At 44.4% G+C, this 22,900-nt stretch carries 21 protein-coding genes; all 21 read right to left on the reverse strand.

Annotated elements, in window-relative coordinates:
- Positions 1 to 37: 37 nt before the first annotated feature.
- The 21 genes from FC07_RS15860 to FC07_RS07410 all read right to left on the reverse strand — a co-directional run bounded on the left by FC07_RS15860 (position 38) and on the right by FC07_RS07410 (position 22,836).
- Positions 38 to 214, reverse strand: a complete 177-nt coding sequence (locus FC07_RS15860; RefSeq protein ID WP_155797715.1) for a hypothetical protein — start codon at positions 212 to 214, stop codon at positions 38 to 40.
- Positions 215 to 464: 250 nt separating this feature from the next.
- Positions 465 to 2,951 carry a KxYKxGKxW signal peptide domain-containing protein gene (locus FC07_RS07320; RefSeq protein ID WP_057904477.1) on the reverse strand — a complete coding sequence of 829 codons (2,487 nt, stop codon included), beginning with the start codon at positions 2,949 to 2,951 and terminating at the stop codon, positions 465 to 467.
- 252 nt (positions 2,952 to 3,203) lie between these two features.
- Positions 3,204 to 3,848: a YczE/YyaS/YitT family protein gene (locus FC07_RS07325; protein ID WP_235807473.1), complete on the reverse strand. Its 645-nt coding sequence runs from the start codon at positions 3,846 to 3,848 to the stop codon at positions 3,204 to 3,206.
- Between the two features lie 51 nt (positions 3,849 to 3,899).
- On the reverse strand, positions 3,900 to 4,331 hold the full coding sequence (locus FC07_RS07330; RefSeq protein ID WP_057904478.1) for a MarR family winged helix-turn-helix transcriptional regulator: 432 nt from the start codon (positions 4,329 to 4,331) through the stop codon (positions 3,900 to 3,902).
- A 461-nt stretch (positions 4,332 to 4,792) separates the two neighbouring features.
- Positions 4,793 to 4,924 (reverse strand): hypothetical protein, encoded by a 132-nt coding sequence (locus FC07_RS16285; RefSeq protein ID WP_268872044.1) that lies wholly within the window; start codon positions 4,922 to 4,924, stop codon positions 4,793 to 4,795.
- 15 nt (positions 4,925 to 4,939) lie between these two features.
- The gene (locus FC07_RS07335) at positions 4,940 to 5,191 is read right to left on the reverse strand and encodes a GlsB/YeaQ/YmgE family stress response membrane protein (protein ID WP_057904479.1); all 252 of its coding nucleotides are present in this window, start codon (positions 5,189 to 5,191) and stop codon (positions 4,940 to 4,942) included.
- Between the two features lie 32 nt (positions 5,192 to 5,223).
- Positions 5,224 to 5,733, reverse strand: a complete 510-nt coding sequence (locus FC07_RS07340) for an Asp23/Gls24 family envelope stress response protein (protein ID WP_057904480.1) — start codon at positions 5,731 to 5,733, stop codon at positions 5,224 to 5,226.
- Positions 5,734 to 6,001: 268 nt separating this feature from the next.
- A complete protein-coding gene (locus FC07_RS07345) occupies positions 6,002 to 6,187 on the reverse strand; it encodes a DUF2273 domain-containing protein (RefSeq protein WP_057904481.1) in 186 nt (61 codons plus the stop codon).
- Positions 6,188 to 6,204: 17 nt separating this feature from the next.
- Positions 6,205 to 6,756, reverse strand: a complete 552-nt coding sequence (gene amaP / locus FC07_RS07350) for an alkaline shock response membrane anchor protein AmaP (protein ID WP_057904482.1) — start codon at positions 6,754 to 6,756, stop codon at positions 6,205 to 6,207.
- A 152-nt stretch (positions 6,757 to 6,908) separates the two neighbouring features.
- Positions 6,909 to 7,553: a TetR/AcrR family transcriptional regulator gene (locus FC07_RS07355; RefSeq protein ID WP_057904483.1), complete on the reverse strand. Its 645-nt coding sequence runs from the start codon at positions 7,551 to 7,553 to the stop codon at positions 6,909 to 6,911.
- A gap of 25 nt (positions 7,554 to 7,578) precedes the next feature.
- Positions 7,579 to 8,730 (reverse strand): ABC transporter permease, encoded by a 1,152-nt coding sequence (locus tag FC07_RS07360; RefSeq protein ID WP_057904484.1) that lies wholly within the window; start codon positions 8,728 to 8,730, stop codon positions 7,579 to 7,581.
- 1 nt (position 8,731) lies between these two features.
- Positions 8,732 to 9,454 (reverse strand): ABC transporter ATP-binding protein, encoded by a 723-nt coding sequence (locus FC07_RS07365; RefSeq protein ID WP_057904485.1) that lies wholly within the window; start codon positions 9,452 to 9,454, stop codon positions 8,732 to 8,734.
- A gap of 150 nt (positions 9,455 to 9,604) precedes the next feature.
- Positions 9,605 to 15,607 (reverse strand): mucin-binding protein, encoded by a 6,003-nt coding sequence (locus FC07_RS07370; RefSeq protein ID WP_057904486.1) that lies wholly within the window; start codon positions 15,605 to 15,607, stop codon positions 9,605 to 9,607.
- A gap of 276 nt (positions 15,608 to 15,883) precedes the next feature.
- Entirely contained in the window at positions 15,884 to 16,558 is a 675-nt protein-coding gene (locus FC07_RS07375; RefSeq protein WP_235807474.1) for an EAL domain-containing protein, read from the reverse strand.
- 70 nt (positions 16,559 to 16,628) lie between these two features.
- Positions 16,629 to 17,405 carry an alpha/beta hydrolase fold domain-containing protein gene (locus FC07_RS07380; RefSeq protein ID WP_235807475.1) on the reverse strand — a complete coding sequence of 259 codons (777 nt, stop codon included), beginning with the start codon at positions 17,403 to 17,405 and terminating at the stop codon, positions 16,629 to 16,631.
- 459 nt (positions 17,406 to 17,864) lie between these two features.
- Positions 17,865 to 18,365, reverse strand: a complete 501-nt coding sequence (locus tag FC07_RS07385) for a DUF3278 domain-containing protein (RefSeq protein ID WP_057904489.1) — start codon at positions 18,363 to 18,365, stop codon at positions 17,865 to 17,867.
- Positions 18,366 to 18,380: 15 nt separating this feature from the next.
- A complete protein-coding gene (locus FC07_RS07390) occupies positions 18,381 to 18,578 on the reverse strand; it encodes a helix-turn-helix transcriptional regulator (protein WP_057904490.1) in 198 nt (65 codons plus the stop codon).
- A 308-nt stretch (positions 18,579 to 18,886) separates the two neighbouring features.
- Positions 18,887 to 19,318: a hypothetical protein gene (locus tag FC07_RS07395; protein ID WP_057904491.1), complete on the reverse strand. Its 432-nt coding sequence runs from the start codon at positions 19,316 to 19,318 to the stop codon at positions 18,887 to 18,889.
- Positions 19,319 to 19,674: 356 nt separating this feature from the next.
- Positions 19,675 to 20,886 (reverse strand): MFS transporter, encoded by a 1,212-nt coding sequence (locus FC07_RS07400; protein WP_057904492.1) that lies wholly within the window; start codon positions 20,884 to 20,886, stop codon positions 19,675 to 19,677.
- A gap of 1 nt (position 20,887) precedes the next feature.
- Complete coding sequence (locus tag FC07_RS07405) at positions 20,888 to 21,886, reverse strand: ADP-ribosylglycohydrolase family protein (RefSeq protein ID WP_057904493.1); 999 nt, start codon at positions 21,884 to 21,886, stop codon at positions 20,888 to 20,890.
- Positions 21,886 to 22,836, reverse strand: coding sequence for a carbohydrate kinase family protein (locus tag FC07_RS07410; protein WP_057904494.1), 951 nt, complete (start codon positions 22,834 to 22,836; stop codon positions 21,886 to 21,888). The genes FC07_RS07405 and FC07_RS07410 overlap by 1 nt, the downstream gene beginning before the upstream one ends.
- Positions 22,837 to 22,900: the final 64 nt, after the last annotated feature.

A 22,900-nucleotide genomic window follows, 5' to 3' on the forward strand; every position in this document is an offset into this window, starting at 1 on the left:
TGCTAATTTGCCTGTGAAAGCCGGTAAAACTTCATTTTTATGAGTGTAGCTGTCGTTGATCACGCCAGTAATACCCTGCCAAAATCACCACTAAACCTAGTCCAAACGCAATTAACGTTTTGATCACACCAAAATGAAAACAACCCATGACTAAAATCAAGCTTAAAACCCCAATCAGTAACAAGCCCCCGTAAGTTCGAAATAATGCCACCATCCTACTCACTTCCCATTTCAAATTTCATAACCCAGATATTTTATATAGTCAATAAAACCGTAAATTTTAATTACCAAATGAAATTTTACCATGTTGGTCCTGATTAATGAAATTTCGTCCGCTAAGTACAAACCGGGCTCTGACAAGGTTTGGTCAACTTCTATCAACTCCTATTTATAAATTTTGACATCGCTTATTTCAAATAAAATAGCCGTGACTACTAATGAAGTCACGACTACTTATCTAAGCTTTAAATTTCATAAGAACCATCGTCACGTTTGCGCATTTTAGTGGCACCGAGTAACCCAATCGAGCCTAACACCGTTAAACCACCAGCAATCACTAACCATTGCTCAGTTTGAGCACCAGTTTTCGGCAAAGTTGTTGCCGTTGTGGTTGTCACTGATTCCGACTTCGTTGGCACTGGTAAAGTTGTCTGATTAGCTGCTTGAACCACACTATGATTTTGGACGGTTTGGACTGCAGCTGCAGAGCGGCCATTATCAGCTACAGATGTTGCTTGAACTGAACCTTGCTTATCGGCTGCTGTTTTCGTTGGATTTACCGTTTGTTCATGATCAGCGGCCACATCAGTGTCTGCTGTAGCCCCATTATCTGTGCTGGTCACTGCTGTATCGGTGGTGTTATCTGCGTTCGTTGATGCTGTTGTACGATTATGAGTGTCTGTAACACTAGCAACACCACTGCTATGATTCGAATCGATATTCGCTGAATCAGTTGTCGTACCACCATTATCGGCTGTATCAGTTGCTGTATGATCATAGTAATCTGTTGGCGTCACTGAAACAGCTTCACCTAATTGGACTTTACTTTGGGGATGAGAATAATCATAATAATCGTCAGCTGTCACACTTAAGGCGTCACCTGTTTGTGTTTTAACCTGGGGATGAGAATAATCGTAATAATCATCGGCTGTTACGCTGACGGCATGTCCTACCTGTGTCTTTTTAGCAATCACAGCCTCATCAACCACACCTTTAGGCGAATTATAATAGTCGTCTGGTGTGACAAATACGGCATCCCCAACTTGGGTTTTAGTCTGCGGATGAGAATAATCGTAATAATCGTTCGCTGTCACGCTTAACGCATCACCTGTTTGTGTTTTGATCTGGGGATGAGAATAATCATAATAATCGTCAGCTGTCACACTTAAAGCGTCACCTGTTTGTGTTTTGACCTGGGGATGAGAATAATCATAGTAATCATCGGCCGTTACACTAACACTATCTGATAAGTTCGTTCGGACAGCGATACCATCAGGAACCACGCCTTGATCATACGCCACATACACGGTATGAACGGTCCCTTTTACACCCATTGTGGCGTCTGTTGGCTGTGTTTCACCAGTGCCTAGTTCATCCGCCGTTGCATAATGATAGCCTGCGGGAAGTTCACTGGCTAATGTTGCACTACTCAGATCAACGGTCCGACCATATTTACCGGTTACCGTTTGAGATTCCCCAACTTGTGTCCCATTAATGGTATCCACAAACATAACTGTATTATCAATATCACTGGCTTTAAAGTAAACCATTGTATAATCATCAGCCATCATTGCGTTAAAAGCCGAATAAAATTTTCCACTGACACCACTAACAGAAATTCCTAAAATTGGTACTACGTGATACTCAGACAACACTTTATACGCTGCATAATAACTGGTTTCTGTATAATCATCAAGCAGTGCATTAAGTGTATCTGTGGCAGCGTTTTGAGTCCCTTGAACTTCAAAATACAGCACTGAACTATTAGGATTATCCATATTATGGTCAGCATTTTGACCATAATAATAAGTAGCACCATAATAAGTATCGTAGTCGGCCATAGTTGTACCTTCCGTACCATTTACATTAATGACCAGTTGGTCCTCGTGCGTACTATTATAGGCCGCGACCTTTTCATCATATATGTCAATGAACTTTTGTTTAGCATCATCTAAGGTCATCCCTAAAATCGAACCAACATTTGGCGTATGATCATCGCCATCAATTTCCCATTGATAAAGATTTTGATAAACAGTATACCCATAATCACCATTGAGAATCTGAGCAACATTTGCATTCACTTCTTGGTCTAAGACCAGGTCACCTTCGCGGCCAACGCTTGCTGGTAAAATCTCCTGACCAGTGTCTATATCTATATATGAAACTTTTGTTTGTTCCACAGGTAAAGTCGTATCACCAGCAGTTGCGCTATCGGTTGTTGGCTGGACCGCTGAAGCTGCCGTCACCTGTTGCGCCTGGCCTGTGACTGCTGCAGTACTCGCCGCTGCTGATTTGGCAGTGGCAACTTCAGTAGCAGTGGCCGCGCCTAAATTAGTAACGTTGCTAGCCGCACTGGCTGGTGTCGCAGTTGATGAATAACTGGCACTTGCTGCCGCACTAGTCGGCTGAACCGTAGTAGCCGACTGATTCGCTGCAGCACTTGAAGCGGTTGCGGTACGACTCACTGCACTTGACGCAGCTGTGCTGGTTGCCGCACTTGCATTTGTTAAAGCTACCGTGGACTGTTGTAAGCTGTTGGCATCAGTTGTATTTTGAGCATCTGCTGTCTGGTTAGCAGTATCACTCGTAGCCGCATTAACTTGGGTGGTTAATCCAAGCACCCCAAAACTGGCCGTTGTAACGCCTAATATTAACCATTTTTTACCGCTTTTATACAATTTAAAATGTTGCTTCTGTTCAACTAAACTTGCTGTAAACCGTACTTTTCTCATTGTGCTTCCCCCCAAAATCGTGTTGATGACCATGGTTTTATTAACAATCGCTGGTCTATGTACATTTCATAATTAAATTATCAAAAAAAAAAAAACAAATTATCAATAAATGAACTATATAACTTTAACGCCGATTCAGCAAGCGCTTGTAAAAAAATAACCGACGCTATTCAACGCCGGTTTAACAAGGTTTGTTCTTTTTTTATATAAATGCTTTATGATTAATGACATAAACTTTTTTAATCAATCCGATCAAACCAAGCTATAACGCCACTTTCCAAAAAAGTGCATGATCACATTTAATGTGGTGCCCACTAAAATTGCCGCTAAGATCGTGCCTAACCCAACACTTCCTAAGCCATGAACCAACAATAAGCACGTTAACACCGAGATTAAGACCATGGTACTATCTGTAGCAACTTTAACTTTGGGAAACGGAATGTGCGTCACGTCGGCGATCACACCCATAATGCCTTCCCCCGCTAACGGAATTAAATTGGTCGGCATGTAGCAGAAAATCCCAATGGCAATCAGCACAATGGACAACCCTGATAAGATTAATTGCGCAAGTAACGTCCGCGGTGTTGGTAAAAACGTGGCCAGCCAATTACAAAAAGTGGTGAAGTAGCCAAAAATAATTCCTACCACCACCTGAAAGAGTTGGTGCCAGTCAAACGCTTTTCGTAAAATTAAGATCTGTAATAAAACCAAAAAAGTATGTAAGATAATGGTCGCTTTGCCCATTTCAATGCCCCAAACTACTGTCATGGTATAAGGAATCGAACTAATGGGCGAGACGCCTAAATGGGATTTAACGGATAAGGCGATGCCAATCGTCATCACAAATAAACCCAGGCCATAAAAGCCTAAACGCTGTCCCAACGCTGCTTGTTTCAAATTTAAAACCCCTTTCAGATACTTAGAAAACTAACTATTGTATTAAAAATACTACGCTAAATTTGCAATCATTTTTTCGATGACTTGGAAGAAAATAGCTAACGCCGCTGGGTCAATGCCCTGCGTCAATTTATTTTCCATCGTCAACAAATCCGCAAATACCCCTGCCTGCGCCGCTTGTGCCTTGGCCGTTGGCATAATACGTTTCAACCGTTTGTCTTGTGGCAACGGTTCACGCTGAATCAATCCCGCTTGAATCATTTTTTTTAATAGCGCTGAAGCCGTTGAGGGCCGGATACTATATTTTTCTTCAATGTCCTTTTGAAACAGATCACGGTTCTGTGTTTCCACTAAAATGTAGATCAGCACGTGGGCCTGTGCACCACTGATCTGATTACGCACCGCCAATCGATCCAGTTCCCGCCGAATTTCATTATGTAGTCGGCTCACATACTGCCCGACATCCCGCTCTTTCACACTCATTGTGTACCTCCTAGGTTCTCTAAGGTCTATTTTGCTACCGCAAAATTCTATTTCGGAGGATGACCATTCCCTCGGACGAAAAACGTCACGATGGAAACATGGCACCTCCTAGGTTCTCTAAGGTCTATTTTGCTACCGCAAAATTCTATTTCGGAGGATGGCCATTCCTACGGGCGCATTCACCCTCGTAGGAAACATGGCGCCTTCTAGGTTCTCTAAGGTTAGATTTTACTTTCGTAAAATTTCACTTCGGAGGATGGCCATTCCCTCGGACGAAAACCATCACGATGGAAACATGGCGTCCCCATTACTTAGTTTACTAACTAATCTTAAATCAAATGTCAGTAACTGTCAAAAAAATCATTTGCGCAACCTCCCCGATTCGATGCATGGCACCACCAATTTAACCAAAAAAACACCAGACAAAATCAATGTCTGGTGGCTTGATTCATTCATCTGCCTTACTCATGATAAAGCCTGGCCTGTAAACGATCGCCTACTTGATCTACTTTTTTAGCAGTTAACACGGTCAGCCCCAATAATAGGCCACTTACCATCAGGCCAATCGCCGCTAAGATTTTAAAAAATGTCATGGCTGTCACCTACCTTTAGGATTTGGCTTTGCGGCCAACAACCAGGCTCACCACTAACACTAAAATCACAGCACCGATAATCGATGGAATCAATGCCATGCCTGCTAACTGTGGACCCCAGCTCCCTAGCAACCCTTGGCCTAAAGCAGAACCGAGCAGACCGGCGACAATATTGGCGATCCAGCCCATGGATTGCCCACGATTGGTTAATGCCCCGGCCACAGCACCAATAATCGCACCAACGATCAATGACCAAATAATTCCCATGTTGAAGCACCCCTTTCATGATTTTCAACGGTTTAGTCGACGCGAACAGGTTCTTGATCAGGTGTTAGTTTTTCCATTCCTGCACTTACCCGATCACTGCCTTTGCTGACAGCTTCTTTCGTTTTGTCGGCCACATTCCCTACCCGATCTTGCAACGTCACGGCATCTTTTTCATATTCAGCTTTTGTTTTCACATCAACAACGGTAACGTTGACTTCAATCACGTCTAACCCGGTCATATGCTTCACTTGCTTTTGGATCGCATCTTTCATTTGTTGGTATAATGCGGCGATTTCAATGCCATAGGCCGCCACAATGTCCAAGTCAACGGCGACCTGCTTTTGACCGACTTCAACATCGATACCAGTGGTTACATCACTGGTATTCACGAGTTTTTCTGCAATATTTGAGAAAAAACCACCGTCAATGGTCAGTACGCCATCGATTTTAGCTAATGCGATCCCTACGATTTTCTGTAACACCCTATCTTCATAACGTAATTCACCTTTAATCGTTGGTGTGGTTGATTGTGTATTTGCCATTTCAAGAAAACCTCCTCAATACTTTAAGGACTATTTGACTGACGTCAAATCTTATTTACGGAGGATGACCATCCTGCCGGGCGAAAAACACCACGCCAGAAACATGGCCCGCCTCAATACGCTAGGGTCTATTTGACTAATGTCAAATCTTATTTACAGAGGATGACCATTCTGCCGGGCGAAAAGTACCACGCCAGAAACATGGCCCGCCTCAATGCTTTAGGGACTATTTAATGAACATGTCATCCGACTTTCAAAATCGCACCACTTACTTGAACCAGCGTTGTAACCAGTTGGTTTGGGCCAGATAAAAGCCCACTAAAATGCCGATCAAGGTTAAACCGATGATCAACAATGTTTTAAAAAAGCCAAGGGTTAAAAATAGCAATCCCAGTATGAGACCGGATAACCCACCTAGCAAGGGCCAGCGATACAGCTTAAATAATTCTGCCATGGCGGTTCTCCTTTCTTTTACAGCACGCGCGCCTGTCGCTGACGTTTTGTTGAAAAATGCTGTAATTTAACAATGATTTTTTTCTTAGCGGAAATGCCTAAAAACTGACGTAGCTCTTGTTCCAATTGTTGTCCTAAGGCAGCAACTTGTTGAGATACTTGCTCCGAAGTCCGTAAATCGCCACTGATCTGAATTTTCAGTTGACGCCGGGTCAGCTTCGCCGTGACTTTCGGCGCCTGTAAATAAGGTTCTGCTTGGATCGCAGTGGCCACAAATTGTTCAATCGCTTTTTTAGTCACCCGTAATTGACCACTGGCTTGCTGGTTCAAATACAAGGTCCGTTGCCGCGGCCAGCAAAGGGCAATGATCCCGAAAAGACCTAAGCCTACCGCCAACACCACGCCGCTCCAAAAAAGATAAGACGGCCCGTAAGTTTTGAACCACGCCTGTTGGAATAACCACGCCCCTGAGCCATCGACCACTTGCGCATACCGAGCAATTGTGACCAGCGGTAGTGGCAACAATAGCACCACGACCAATGCAAGCAAAAATTTCACCAGGACACGCAACTCATCACCCCCTTTCTTAACTATTATCGTAACAAATTCAAATTCTGGACTCACGCAATAAGCTGATGCTTTTACTCGCAACTAAACCGACGACTAAACAAAAAATCCCAGGCAAACTGCCTGAGATTAATCCTGCCGCTACCGATATCATGTTAAGCTGCCAAACCTTTGCTTAAAAACGCCACAATTTCGCGGGTTGCTTGGTCTAAATCAAAAGCCTGTGCAGGCATCACGATCACCGGCGCCGTATAACTAACCACCGTTCCCACTACCAGCCGCAAAATACGTGGTAACGGCCAGTCAACAAGTTGTTTTTGTTGCTTTAACGTTTGGATCTCAGCCCCTAGATCCTGTTCAAAATAATTCAAGATCAATTGGTAACCGGCCTCCAATAATGCTGGTCGTACCAACACTTGTTGGACAAAAATATGGATCACCCGGCGATTATCCACCACAAAGGCAAGCCGGTCTTTCACGATAAAAGTTAAAAAATCCGTTAACGTCACAAATTGTTGGCCTTTGATCTCTGTAATAAATTCAGTAGCCACTTTTGGCACCACGCTGGTGACCAGCGGCTTGAGCAGCGCCTCTAAAATAGCCTGCTTCGTTTTGAAATGTTTATAAACAGTGCCTTCAGCGACACCTGCTTCTTGGGCAATATCCGCAGTAGAAGTGCGTTCAAACCCTTTTTCGGCAAATAATTTCAAACACGCTTGCAAAACGGCCTGCTGTTTAGGTGACAGCTCCGATGCAGCTAAACTCGTGTTAAAAAGCGTTTCAACTGTATTGACTGCCAATTTTCATACCTTCTTTCTAACACGATTATACCTTACGATAGCGCCGTAACCCAAGAATATTTAAGCCCGTTAAGCCCAGCAAGAAAACCAATAAAATGCCAATGTCTAACCCTAAACCGGACAATTTTGTCCCATACATCATGATTTGCGTCATGGCATCCCCCGCGTAAGTTAATGGCAAAATATAGGCAATGTTTTGCACCCAATGGGCCAGTGAATCCAGCGGCACGATTCCAGAGAAAAAGACCTGTGGAATCACCACAATGGGAATAAATTGCATCATTTGGAACTCTGACCGGGCAAAAGTGGACATGAGAATCCCAAAGGCCAAGGCCACCAGCGCCAGCAAGAAGTTCACCACCATTAAGGCCAGTAAGCTTCCTGTGATTTGGACATTCATCAGATAAACAGTAGTGAGTACAATAATGATCGTCTGGATCACTGCTAAAATGCCGTAGCTTAACATGTAACCCACAACGATCTCACTGCGCCGTACTGGTGTGGCTAACAGGCGCTCTAGCGTGCCAGACGTCCGTTCCTTTAATAGCGCCATTCCAGAAATTAAGAAAACAAAGAAGAAAACGAAAAAGCCCATGAGAATTGGCAAGATCTTATCGAAAAAGCCGGTATCTTTGTCGCCATACGCATAGTGATTGGTGATCATCACGTTACCGGTACTGGCCTTTTTCGGCGTGGTGGTGGCAGTAACTTGACTACCCGTTTTAGCTGCCACTTGCTGCTGCAGGCCGACTAACGTTTGCTGCAATTTCGTGGTGGTGGCTTTTAATTGCTTTGTCCCGTTGGCAGCTAAAGCACCTTTAAACGCCTGCTTCGTTAGTGCCGTTTTACTGGCATCCGTATTGGCATAAGTGACCCGGTAGTGCTGCGACTTGGTTTGCTGGATCACCGCATCCACCTTTTGGTTCTTTAAAGCTGTTTTAGCTGCATGAACACTCGCCTTTTTCACCACGGCAACATGTTTCACCGCGTTTAATTCCGTGCGAATACCACCATCTAAATCCACTGTGGCCACCTTCACCTCAGTGGTGGTACTCGCCGCAAAAATCAGCTTCATCAAAAACATGATCAATACAGGTGCCAAAAACATCAGCGCTAAAGTCCGCTTATCCCGGAACAACTCTTTGATCACGCGTTTTGAAATTGTCCAAGCTCGCATATTAAGCCACCCCTTCCGCTTTTAAGAACACATCTTCAATCGTGGCGACTTGATAGTCAGTCTTAAGTGCCTGGGGCGTGCCAAAAGCCATGATCTTACCCGCTAATAACAAGGCCACTTCATCAACTAACTCTGCTTCATCCATCACATGAGTGGTAATCAGCACACCGCAGCCATTATCCCGCAGCTTACCAAGCTCCGCCCAGATCTGACGGCGTAACGCAGGGTCAATCCCCACCGTTGGTTCATCGAGGATCATCAACTTCGGTGTCCCCAACAGTGCAATTGCCAATGAAAGACGGCGCTTCATCCCACCTGAATAGCCACTGACCCGCCGCTTTAAATCAACTGTTAAGTCGACCACTTTAGCCACATGAGCAATTTCAGCGCCTAGCTCAGCTTTGCTGACCCCTTTCATTGTGCCAAAAAAAGCGAGGTTTTCTTGCCCGGTTAAGGCTTCATACAACGCATCATTTTGCGCCATATACCCAATATCACCTAACAATTTGCGATTGGGCATCGTTGCACCTAAGACTTTAGCGGTTCCGCCATCGGCTACTTCCATCCCTAACGCCGTTTTGATCACCGTCGACTTACCTGACCCTGACGGCCCGATCAACCCAACAATCTGACCAGCCAACACATCTAAATCAACATCTTGTAACACACGTTGCCCATCAAAGCTTTTCACTAAATGGTTCAGTGCTAATAATTTTTCAGTCATAGTTGTCACCTCATTTTTAAAAGTGAGTTATCACTCACTCGCTGTGATCAGTGTACGTCGTTTTAAAGTGAGTGTCAACTCATTTTTACTTTTAGACAACTAAAAAGCCTGCACATCACTGTACAAGCTTTTGATTAATTTTATTTGAAGCTAATCGGCATCATTATCGCGGCGTTTCCGTAAAGTAGTTGCGCCTAATAACCCAATTGAACCTAACATCGTTAATCCTGCCGCTGCAAGCCAAGTCTCATTGGCATCACTGGTTTGTGGCAAAGTCGTTGCCTGTGACGTTAATGTAACTTGCTGGGGTGTTTTTGGTGTTACAGCCGTTGCTGTCGTCGCGTCTGAAGGACTAGACACTGCCGGCGTGTCGCTTATTGTAGGATCCACTGGCGTCGTGGTTGTGCCACCATCGGTTCCCGGATTGTCTGGTGTCGTGGTACCGCCATCGGTTCCTGGATTATCTGGTGTTGTCGTGCCACCATCAGTCCCCGGATTGTCTGGTGTTGTCGTGCCACCATCAGTCCCCGGATTGTCTGGTGTTGTCGTGCCGCCATCGGTTCCTGGATTGTCTGGTGTTGTCGTGCCGCCATTAGTTCCCGGATTGTCTGGCGTTGTGGTGCCACCATCGGTTCCTGGATTATCTGGCGTTGTGGTGCCACCATCGGTTCCCGGGTTATCTGGCGTTGTAGCACCACCATCTGTTCCTGGATTTCCTGGCGTTGTCGTACCACCATCGGTCGCTTTGGTATAAGTGACAGTAGCTTGCACATTCGCACTAGCTGCCGTTAAACCAGTAACCGCTGCAATTTCGATTTGGTCTGGGGTATAACCCGTAATACTTGGTGAAACTTTCGCCTCAAACGTGGTATCCCCAGCTTGAGCCGTCCAAGCGGTATACGTGGCTTGCCCTGTCACTTGATCAACGGTGCCATGTCGCTGGAAGGTCACTTGATCTGTCACCATTGGTGCCGCTGTGGTGCCATTTGCATAGACATAGGTCACTGTTTCGGTGACTACTTTTTGCAAATTAGCTGTGGCCGGTTGGATTTGATGTTTCAGATGAACGGTGTAAATTTGGTCACCCGCCTGATCATCAAAGGTAATGATGCTCTGCGTTGGTAAATCATTGCCCACAATCACATAACCTAAGGCCATCAGACCTTGTTCCACCTCATTTTGCACCTTGGCATATGCGGTGGTTTCGGCCGGCACGCCGGTTAAAATATCCTGATGGACTTGGGCACCATTGGCATCGTCATCCACATAGTTCACAAGTACCCGTTGTGGGGCTACCGCAGTGTAAGTAACCGTTAATAAAGCATCTCCAGTTGTTGGTGTTACGGTATAGGCCTGGGTCGTCGCCAAATCGTTGGTGTAGCCTGCTTTTTTAGGACTGGTAATCGCCTTGAAATCAGCGCTGCCAGCTGTAACAGTCCAACCATTATCGGTTAATGTTACGTTGCTGTCTCCAGTCTGATAACCAGCCACATCACTTGGTGCCAAATAGCCTAGGACTTGTCCTGTCACTTGATCAACCACCGCCGCGCGTTGGAACGTGACCTGTTGCGTTTGATCAGCCGCCACTTTGCCACCGGTGCTGTAAACGTATTGCACCGTTTGCGTCACCGTGCGATTTAAATCGTTAGTACTGGTACCAGTTGGTGTTTCTGTTGGCGGTGTTGGCATATCTGGCGTCACCACTGTGGTGTTGTGCTTCAAATAAATGGTCGTCACCTGATTTTGCCCATCGTCGGCGTCAAAAGCAACCTGATTGGCCGCATTTAACGCGTCGCCAGCTTGTTTCACGTAAACATAACCTTTGGCCGTCAAATCAGCTAAGGTTGCGGTACGCTTGGTGCTGTAATCTATCGTTGTTTCACTTTCACCGGTGAAATCGTCGGTGTGTAACACTTGATTATTTGCATCTTGATCCACATAGTCAATCGTGGCCTTTTGTGTGGTTTCACCACCGGTACTTGGCAGCCCAGGTTGGTCGTCATCTAACGTATAAGTGACCATCACTGTTACATCTGAACTGGCGGCTGTTAAATGCGTTACTTCAGGCACACTTAATTGGTCAGCAGAATAGTTGTCGATCAGCGGTGACACTTTTTCGGTGAAACCCGTCACGCCATTTTCAGCAACCCAGTCCCCATTGGTAACCTGCTGCGTCACTTGATCCGTGGTATTGGTACGATCAAAGTTCACTTGATCCGTAACCGTCGGTGCAGCGGTACTACCGTCTGTATAAACGTAAGTAATGGTTTCAGTAATGGTTTTACGTTCAGTTGTGCTAGCCGTCGCGTGTTTTAAGTAAATTGTTGTGACCTGATCAGCTGCATCAAAATCAACGACATTCGCATCATCTAAGGCGTCACCATCTTGCTTCACATAAACGTAGCCTTTTGTGGCCAAGTCCGCCAAAACGGCTGTCCGCTTGGTACTGTAATCCTGGGTCGTTCCTGATAAACCAGTTAGCGTATCGGTGTGTAATGGCGCATTATTTGCGTCTTGATCCACATAATTGATGGTGGCTGCTTGCGTCACTGCGTTCGGATCCATCACTGGAATTAAAATCGTATCGCCATCAGCATCGTATTGCGCAAGCGTGCCAATTTGCGCCGTACCGTTGACACCATTTAAACTGCTGTAATCGGCGTCACTGTTCACCGTTTGCCCAACTTGATAATCAGTAGTACTCTCTGTAAAGCTTAATGCTTTGCCATCAGCGCCGACCAAATCATAGCCAGCTGGTAGGTCTGCAAGCGTCAGGGCTGGCTTGGTAATGGTGTCACTGCCCAGTTGCAAGGTTTGGGTTAATTGTGGCGCTGCTACTTGACTACCGTCTGGTAATAAAAACGCGTAATTAACGGTAGCCGTACCTTGAACCGTCAACTTTGCCGCCATGGTTTTATTAGCAATAATTGGAATCAAATCGTCTGCGTAAACACCAGTATCAAAATAGGCTGTTTTACCCACATCTTGTAATTGCGTCGGATCCTGAATTTTAAAACTGACCTGTGCTAAAGCAGCTTGTGACGCCACTGAATCGGCGTGCACGATCACCGAACGAATGGCTGACCAATCCGTCACCGCATCCCCTGTTACATAACCCGCTCGCGTTGGCTCCGAAATACCGGTTTGCTGTGCCTGAGCGGTTGTGCCATAGTAAACGGTTATGCCAGCCGGTAATTTCAGATCCGAGTTATCCGCCAAGTTCACCGTAAAGGCAGACCCATACACATCATCTTTAGTCGGTAAGTTAACTAACACATTGACGTTGTTCAACGCTTTATCCGCAACGTTGGTGACGGTAACGGCAAATTGATTATCGTCTAACATATTGTAAACCGACGTGCGCCCAGTATCTGAAAAATCAGGATCCTCAGAACCTTGAATTTCAGCGTAACCGTTGACCCCACTTAAATTTTGAATCTTGTAGGTTGGGTTTGAAATCGTAACCTTGATGGCGTTTGGGTCGCCAGTTAAAGTACCGTTGGTATCCTGTCCTGCTGTCAGATCATTGATTTGATTTTTTGACGTGTAGAAAATTTGTAAGTCATCTGAACCTTCCAGCGCATTATCATCGGCTTTGATCTCGAACATGTTGATCAAGCGTTCTAAGATCCCGTTATCTGCTCGATAGCCGTCAATCGTCCCATTGCGGAATACCCCGGTCACCGCAATGGGTTGATCATCGCGATACCAGGCATCTCCAGAGAGAACAAACTCATCACTTGTTGCGTTGGTTAGATCGATTTTATAGGCGTCCTTGCCATCCGGTGTGGTGTACTCGGTTAAAACCGCGCCTGGGATCTTGCTAGTCAAATTGGTCTGATTCACCACAAAGGTCGTTTGTGCTGGCGCAATGAAATAGAAGATCGGTTCGTTTAAGAACTGGGCTTCTAAATCGGTAGACTTGCTCGTCGTACCATTGCTCAGCGTTAAACCAGCAGTAGGCTTACTTGCCACACCGCTTAAATAAGTGGTGCCACTATCCGTTAAAACCGTGCCGCGAGAGGTATTGGTTTGCGTTTGGGCGTTGGCTGCAACGGTGACATAAGCATTGGTTTGACCGTCTACCACTTGAATGTACTGATCGGCAGCATGATCTGTTTTCTGCTGATTCGTAGCATTGGTAAAAGTCAACGTGGACGTTACAGGATATTGTCCCATTTCCGTAGTTGAATCGGTGTTTAACGTTAAATGAACGACTGGCAAGCTGACATAAGGTTCCACGTGATCATAAGCCGCAGCCCCAGTCACTTCTTCAGCTTGGCTTTGGCCATTGGTCAAGCGCGGTGTATTCGGCACATTAAATTGGTAAGCAATTGTTTGGACCACTTTACCAGCATCTAAGGTAATTTTGTTTGTTGTTCCGGTTAATGTCCCGATGGTTTGCGTACCATCCGTATAAGTAATTTGATAAGGCAACGGCTGATTATCATTAACGTCTAACAATGATTGCTTCACTTCAATATTCATTGCAGTTGTGGTAAAGCCAGTTGGAATCGTAATCAATTCATTCCCATTTGTCGCTGCAGACCCAAAATAAGCCGCAGTACCCACTGACAAATTAAATGCATCAGCGGATGCTGCTGCCCGTTGTAGATCTGGATAAACCGTACTGTTATTGGCGTTACTAATATAGTCATTTGGCCAAGAGGTCCAATAACTTGTGTTAAAAGTGTCCCCTGAAACATAACTAAATTTATTATTACCTGATGATTGCATGGCTAACACAGTGCCATCTTGTTGGGTCACCTTAATCACATTTGGAGTTGCTACAATGACTTCACTTGGCGTTGCAGCTGTTTCAGTGTCTCTAGTCTTATCAGGATTGTACCCTGTAAACGCCCCTTGCACATAAACTGTTGCGTCATCAGCGACCGCTTGGGCCGTTAAATCATAAGTTAAAACAATTTCATGCGTGGTGGCATCTTGGGTAATGGTGTAAGGTCGGTTGGCGTTAAGGTCTGCGGTAGCGGCTTGATCCAACACAAAATCATCTGGCATGACCACCCGATATTCCGCTGCTGTTGCATTTAATTGCGCCAAGTCATTTAAAGATAAGGAACCGGCTTGCTGATTTTTTGCGCCTGAAATGCCAAAGTTCGGTAATTGGAACACTTCTTGATCTGCATTATAACTCACAAAATCCTGATAATAGTTGGCCCGAACTAAGCGCACGGGCACCACGTTGTACGTGGCCTGGAAGGTGGTCTGATCAGCCAAATCACCATTAATAAAAACCTGAATTTTACGATCAGTCACGGTTTCAGTGGCATAACCAGTGGCCGTAGTGGAATATTCGGTGTAGTTTTGCAAGGCCAATAAATTAAAACTTTGCTGATAAGAACCAGCCTTAATAATTGAATCAATGATTGCCCCATCTGCTTGATTTTCCAGAGTATTCACATTACTGGCATCTTTAGCCATCACCACGTTATCCACTTTGGCATACTGCGTAGGGCCATTGGTAAACAAGGCATCACTGATATCCGCTCCATCAATCTTAACGGTTACGGTATCTCCAGCCTTTACATTAAAGTTCACAATAAAAGTCGTCCCAGCTGTGCTAATCGTCGTATCCGCCTCAGACTTTGGCTGAACGGTAGCTACCTTTTCATCTTGCACCCCACCATCTTTCACAGGTGGTGTCTGATACTGCACGGTAGCGGTGCTACTGGCCGCTGCGCTTGACGCAACCGGAGCTGCTGAAACAGCACTGCTGGCCGTCGAACTAGCCGGCGTGGCAGCACTAACTGGTGTAGCACTGCTAACGGCCGCTGAACGGCTTGACACTGCGGCCGAGCTAGCAGCGCTACTCGCTTTACTAGCGGTAGGCGTTGTTACAGCCTGACTAGTCGGCGTAGCACTGGTCGCCGCCGAACTAGTAGCCGCACTGGCTGCGGCTGTCACGACTGCTGCACTGGCGGCGCTACTGACTGCCAGCGTCGCACTTGCCGGTGCTGTACTCCCTGTTACAGTAGCCGCTGCAGCAACTGGCGTGGCTTGTGCCATGCCAACTGTCCCCACCCCAAAACTAAATAATGAGATCCCTGCAATTAGCCAATTTTTCTTAGCTTTATATAATTTATAATGCGTTGTCGTTTCCCCACTTGCTTGACGATAGCTTTTTTGCCGCATCACGTTCACTCCCCCAATATTCAGCCTATTTACAAAATCCCATAATTTAAATTAAATTTTATTATATTTTCAGTATAGAATAGCAATCAGCAGAAGTCTGTTTCATCTTTTATAACGAATACGTATAAATATTGACATCACTTTTTTGAACGGCAAAAAAACGTTGTCAAAGCAATGAATTAAGTGATAACGCTTTTTTTAAAATTTACTCAGCTAATTTTAAGTTTTTCGGCTAACAAAAAAGACTAGCCCGCAAGCTAGTCTTTTTAACGTCTCCTATGATTGAAAAGCAGCCGGTTCTTGTGGCTGTGACAGAAAATATCCTTGCCCACGGGTAACCCCTACATGGCTGGCCAGGTCAACATCAGCTTGATTTTCGATGCCTTCAAAGGTAAATAACATTTGTTGCGCTTCAGCCTGATCAAACCAAAAATGCAATGACTCGATCATCGCTTCTGACGTACGCTGCCCTTGCTGCCGTAAATTTTGCAACGCAAATTTGATCGTATTCACATAAGGCAATAAGGTAGCAATCCGCTCATAACTATGATCTGACCCCACATCATCAATGGCCAGCAACACCCCGGCTTCACGATAAGGCACCCCCATGCGCTTAACATCCGCCAAACTCGGGCAATCCATTAATTCAACTGTTAGCTGTCGCGGCAATAACTCGGCCTTCGCAAAATCAGCGATTGCCTGCGCCATTGCTGGATCTAAAAACTGTTGCTTAGTCAAATTAACACTGACCCGTTTCGTTTTTAAATGCGACAACGCCTCACGTAATAAGGTGATCGTGGTAGTGGCATCGATTTCAAAACAACCTGGTCGTTGCCATTGTTGCTGTTCAGGCTGCCATTCACGTAACAATAATTCATACGCGATTACACGTTGCGTTGAAATATTTTCAATCGGTTGTGCAAAATACCGATAACGCATCATCACGAACATCCCTTTCTCCTAATTTCTTAATTGTCAGCTTTTGTGACCGCAAAATTGCCACTAGGGTTTCCCTTAGCACCTAATGGACATAATGTTTCAAAAACGCCATCGTGGCTGGCAACACATCCGCCAAGTACCCCTTGCCATGCCGACTACCGGATAAAAAGGCCGTCTCGACTGGCACTTGTGCTTCAACGGCAGCCGTAGCAAAAGCCTGCACCCCACTAACCGGCACAAACTCGGCTAAAGAATTCGCTAAATATAATGGCCCGGTTTGTGGTGTCACACGATGAACAGGCGTGGCGGCCGTTAACTGATCCGTACGCTGGTTAAAATAATTCATGATAAACCATTTATAAAACTGATCATTCGCCCCGGTTTGATTGATTTGCTCACTAGCCAACTGATTAAACTGACTCGTATCCCCTTCAGCCGCCACAACTTGGGTATGCTGCGCCAACCAAGCATCAATATCCAAAATACCCGACAACGAAACGGCCGGTATGCCATACTGTACCGCTAATTCAACACTTAAATTGCCACCAGCTGAAGACCCCACCGCCCCCAACGGCAAGTCCTGCCACTGACTGTTGTGCAGCCACTGCATTAAAAGCGCGAGATCCTGTAAAGGTGCCGGATAATAGCCCACCGGCACTAACCGATAATTCGGTACCACGACCACAAAGCCTTGATCCGTTAGCGCCGTGGCCCAATCCGCGTCCTTACGCTTATCCCCACGAAACCACCCACCACCGTGCAGATCAATGATCAATCCTTGCGGCGTACCAACTGGTTGATAAAGATCTAACGCTAACTGTTGTTGTGCCGCATAAACCAATTCTGTTACAGCTACCAAAATCCTCGCCTCCCAAATGATGCCTGCCTTGCTTGCAATCATGTGACTGGGGCCTTCCCCCGACGACTACTAACCGTCCAACACAAAAATGTTTTTCAAGTACTAATCTTATTCTAGCCTAATTTTCTTAATTTTGGATGCCAACATTTATAAATTGACTTATTGTAACCTGGAAAATATCACTGGCTGTGGGGGTTCCGCCGATTGTTTCGATTGTTCGGTTAATGGAACGATTATGGTTTGGGAAGCTTGGCAAAAAGAAAAAACCGGTAAAAACTGGCCCACTTACCAGTTTTTATCGGCACTCACCTTAATCGATGGCTGATACAAGTATTCATTTGGTCTGTTAGATTGCACTGCGATACATATTATACCCATTTTATCGCACGGCAGTAGCTTACCAATGGTGCTTTGCGGCGCTTGAATTCGTCTGAAACGACCAGCCATTACAGGATTTGATCAGTTCTGGTCTGAAACGATTTTCAAGTGCCTCAGATCATAGACAAAATTGAAACCATTAATGCCAATTGCAAATACTGCCGCGCTCCCCCAAGCAGATAATAAAGCAAATGGGCCTTCTGCTGCTAACAGCGTTAACAACAGTCCCACTATCACAAAGGTTACCCCAGTACTAATCCCATAGCGACGCTGATAACGACGTTTCAACTGTACATACTCTGCTCTCGTCACATCCCTTTTGGTTAAGCCTAAATGATGTAAAGCGACAACACTGTATATGGCACTAATCAACAAACAAAGTGCTAATAAAACACTTAATATCTGATAGGCGTGTGCGGCATCAGGTATAAACAGCGAAATTAACCAGCTTAACCAACCACCACTAAATAACATCAGAAAAGCAATTAACCCCACATGACCAACTGCCTGTTGTGCCCGTTCATCAATCGGTTCTGCTACCCCTAACATCAAATGCAACAATCTTTTTTCCAAACGATTCATCCAAACCTCTCCCCCTTAAGCTGGTGGTGCTTGCCAAAATAATGTATTTAAATCAGTTCCTAACGCCCATGCCAAGGCAAGACATAACGCCAAAGACGGATTATATTTATCATGCTCAATCAAGTTAATCGTTTGACGCGCCACATTGATCTGCTGCGCCAATGCCGTCTGTGACAGCCCTAACTGCTGTCGATATACGCGCACTTGATTCATACTAACGCTCCTTTTTGTCATATATATTTGACAATTTTAGTTTACTGTACGTTTTTCGTTTTGTCAATTATATATGACAGGTTATCAAATAACGACGAAATTTCTAACCAAACACTTAATCCAAAATATGCAATCTTCAAATAGAATTGATTCATTAATCGTTTGGAAAATAATGGTGACGGCTAATATTCCAACAATGACCCAATAAATAAAGCGTCAGTTTACACCAAATGTGTAAACTGACGCTTTATTCAGGAACCGATGATAGCAACTCTGATTCCAGTTTATGGACTACTGCGCCTATCCTATTAATCTAAATCATCGCGAACATTATAATGAACTTTCCCGCAATAAACCTGTAAAAAAGTACGGGACTTATCACTCGGGTTCAAAATCTGGAAAGCCGAATATTTTGAATAGCCCTTCTTTTTGATCTGTTTTGAGTCATCTTTGATAGTATCCACCAACGAATCCCAAATCGTTACCTGCCCTTGATCCATTTGCTGGTACAACGTACTATCAGGATCTAATGTTGCCACAAAGGATTCAGATGATTTGTCCCACTTAAAGGTCATATTACCTAAATCTGTATCACTTGATAATTGCTCATTGACAATTTTAGCCAGTGATTTTTTGACACTTTTGGCCTGAACATCAGTTGACCCATTTGCTAATACCATCCCAAAAATCCCGAAAAACGCTATAAATAGCATACACCAACGCAACTTTTTTACTTTCATATAAAACAGCCTCCAAAGTAAACAGCTTTTTTAGTCATCAGTATTTGGACCTGAATTCAATTTATGTCTTACTACAATGATCTCCCAATTCACCGTATATATTTAATTATACCAAAAATGATAACGGCTTCTATATCTAAAATTAATTTAAATGAATAGTAATATAATTAAGTTACATAAGTTAATTGATCACAAAATAGCTATAGTCACAGACTGTTCCAAATAAAAAAACGATTTCATCTAAAAAGCTCAGATGAAATCGTTTTTATAAGCTGTACCCTAAACGACAATAATTGAACAATTTCAATTCACGTATTCCTACGCTTACTAGCCATTAAAACAGCTGGTAAGTAATACTAAACAGACTGTGGTGTCGCCCCTTGACGACGATTATGTATCAGGTAGAACAAGCCAAAGGCTAACGCAACTGCAAACAGTACAATAGCGCCAATAAAAATTGGTAGCCGGAAAGATTCACTTCCTGAAACTGCGTGGACAGCTCTCAAAAAATAATGCGGTAAGTAGCCACCAAAACCTTGAAAGACTACTTGGAAACCAGAAATCAATGCAGCATTTTCATTATTCGCACAACCAGCAATTTTCATGTAAAAGGCTGACGACATGGTGCCAATGCCAATGCCAACTACTCCTGCTGCAAAATAAAGTACCGGTAACGTTTTAGCAAGAGCAATCAATAACGATCCCAAGCCTAGAAAAAATACGCAGAAGGTAATGGTGTAATCTTTACAAAACTTATTGATCCAACCAAAGGATAACGCCGCAATCATCGCCACAAATGTTGCTGTGGATAATACAGTAGCTGCCGTGGTGGCATTGCCTAAATGCTCTGTCACCACAATACTGGATAAATTAACTTGATAAACCGTTTGCATAATCGCACAAATACATAGGAAAATCACAAAAATATACAGCCGCTTTGGCACCGTACGAATAGACTCTTTAATTGATAATTGTTCTGCTAATGGTTTCACTTCAGGTTCTGGCAAAAATAAAATTAAAAGTGCAAAACTCAATAGTAAAGCTAGATAAGCGCCCCAAGAAATCTTAATGGACACCCCAACTAAAATTCCCACTAACATTTGTAAACTGATCAATGATAAGTTTTTGACCACTTCGCCAATACCAAACATAAAGGCCCGTTTTTGTTCCGAAAACAAATCAATAATCAAGGCATTACCTAATGGAAATAGCAATCCTAACCCAAATCCTAATACCACCCGTGTCGCTACCACTGCACTAAAACTGGTCAAAAACAATGGTGCTGCCCCACTACAAATAATGAGGGTAAAGGAAATACTTAACGTGGTGCGATACTTCAGCCGTCGTCCGGTTAAAACCCCAGATAAAATCGATGCTGGAATCGACGCCAAGTTAGGAATGGTAATTAGTGAAGCAATATCTTCATGGGAAACGCCCGGAAAAACACTGGTTAGGTTTTGGAGCGCGGGATCCATTACATTAGCTGCAATACACGCAAAATAAATTTGTAGTACCCCTAGTGCCATTAAAATTGTTCTAGTGCGCCCGTTAAAGCGTTGCGTTAACATACTATAACCCCTTTCCAACGATTGGCGCCAATTGTTGCGCTAACCGTTCTAACCCTAATTGATTAACGTCTGCCAGTTGCTGCGCCATTGCCGGTACCAGATTGTAATGATACCCACCACAGATTGCACCACAAATTGCACCGATGGTATCCGTATCACCACCAATATTTGCTGCTGCTTCTACAGCTTGCGTTAAATCACCACGATAACGATAAACTAGTGCAATCGCTGCTGGTACTGTTTCAATCGTTGGTAAACCGGTACCTAAAAAAGTGTACAACTGCTTTAAAAAGTCATCTTCAGCTAAATCATCAGCTAATTGACGGCTATAGCTTAGCCGCTGACCCATATCTGGTGTAGGTAATTGATTACCATAAGGCGCACTCAGCGTCACTGCTTGTGCCAATAGCGTATAAAACTCGTCCCAATCTGCCCTTTCATTTTGAAACAAATAATTAACAGCAGCTGCCACCACTGCCGCCCCTTGAATGGCCACCTGGGTGTTATGGGTTGGCACACAAATCTCAGCCACCTGCTGAACCAGTGCTGGCAAATCGCGATAAGGCGTGATCAAACCCATAGGTCCAATTTTCATGGCGGCGCCATTGGTAGTACCTAACTTGCCAGCCTCAGCTAACGGCGTTCCTTTTTTAATTGCCTCCACTGCGCGAAATGTGCTAGGGCCTGTAACCTGAGCACCAGTCGGGTCATTAGCTAACCAGTCCATTAAGTAATCCACAAATACTTGCCGGTCCACCTGTCCTTTGGTCGCAATTAGCATTTCACTCACAAAGACACTGTTAGCAGTGTCGTCCGTAATTTGCCCAGCTACTAACCCTCGATTTAATGGCCCATCTGCGGGACTAGGTAAAAACGTTGTGACTCGCCCATAACGTCGTTTAATTTCAGCTTGAGTCATATTTTCAGTTGGCATGCCCAGTGCATCGCCATAAGCAATGCCATACAATACATGTTCAATTTTTTCTACAAGCGTTGTCATTAAACTTCACCTGTTTCTAACTGATGCTGTTGCTGAAAGGCCATTACTTGAGTAGTGTTAGGCGATGCCTGTGCGCCAAAGTCCAAACAAGTATAAGCCGCACAGGCCGTTGAAAAGGTCAATGCATCTGCTAAAGATCGTCCTTGTACACAGTAAGCTGCCATAAAGGCACCAATAAACGAATCCCCAGCCCCAGTAGAATCTACCGCTTTAATCGCATAGGCTGGCAACAAATGGCGCTGATTATCCGCTGTAACAGCTATTAATCCCTGAGCACCTAACGTTAAAATAATCAAGCCTTGATAGTATTGCCGTATAAACTTGATTTGTGCGTCCACATTTGTTTCACCAGACAGCCCTTTAATACCTTCTTGGCAAGGCGCAAATACATCTAAATAAGGTAAGGCTGCTAATAAGTCCGCGTCTTGTACCCCACGAGACCGTACTGTGGTCATGTTATCTTGAATATTTAAAACAACTTGTTTTCCTTTTTCATGGGCTAGTTTTGCCACTTCTAAGCCCAATGGTGCTGGACATAAATCAATGTAAACTACTTTGGTTTCATCAATTAAATCCAATTGCGCTTCAGCCTTTGTTAAAGCAGGTAGTCCAGATTTTTGATCCAATACCAACGCTTTTTCACCTGCTGGGTCAATATAAATTAAACAATGTGGCGCCACATAATCTCCTGGTTGCCGATACACACCACGACTATCAATGCCTTCTGTTTTCAAATTGGCAATAATCTGATCACTATCCGCAGCCATTGATACTTTCGTAATAATACCTGTTTGCACGCCAACCCGTTGCGCCTGAACCAATACATTGGTACCACTGCCGCCTTGAGCTTTTTTGGTATCAAGGACCGTACAAAAACTGTCCCGAATTGGCAAGTGGTCTACTGAACTCAACGTATCTAACGCAATACTACAAATACCTAATATATCCATTTGTTTGCCTCCAATTGTAATCGCTTTCTACAAATTGGATTATAGCACTTATTTAAATTGGACT

This window comes from Loigolactobacillus bifermentans DSM 20003 (assembly GCF_001434575.1).
Lineage (GTDB): Bacteria > Bacillota > Bacilli > Lactobacillales > Lactobacillaceae > Loigolactobacillus > Loigolactobacillus bifermentans.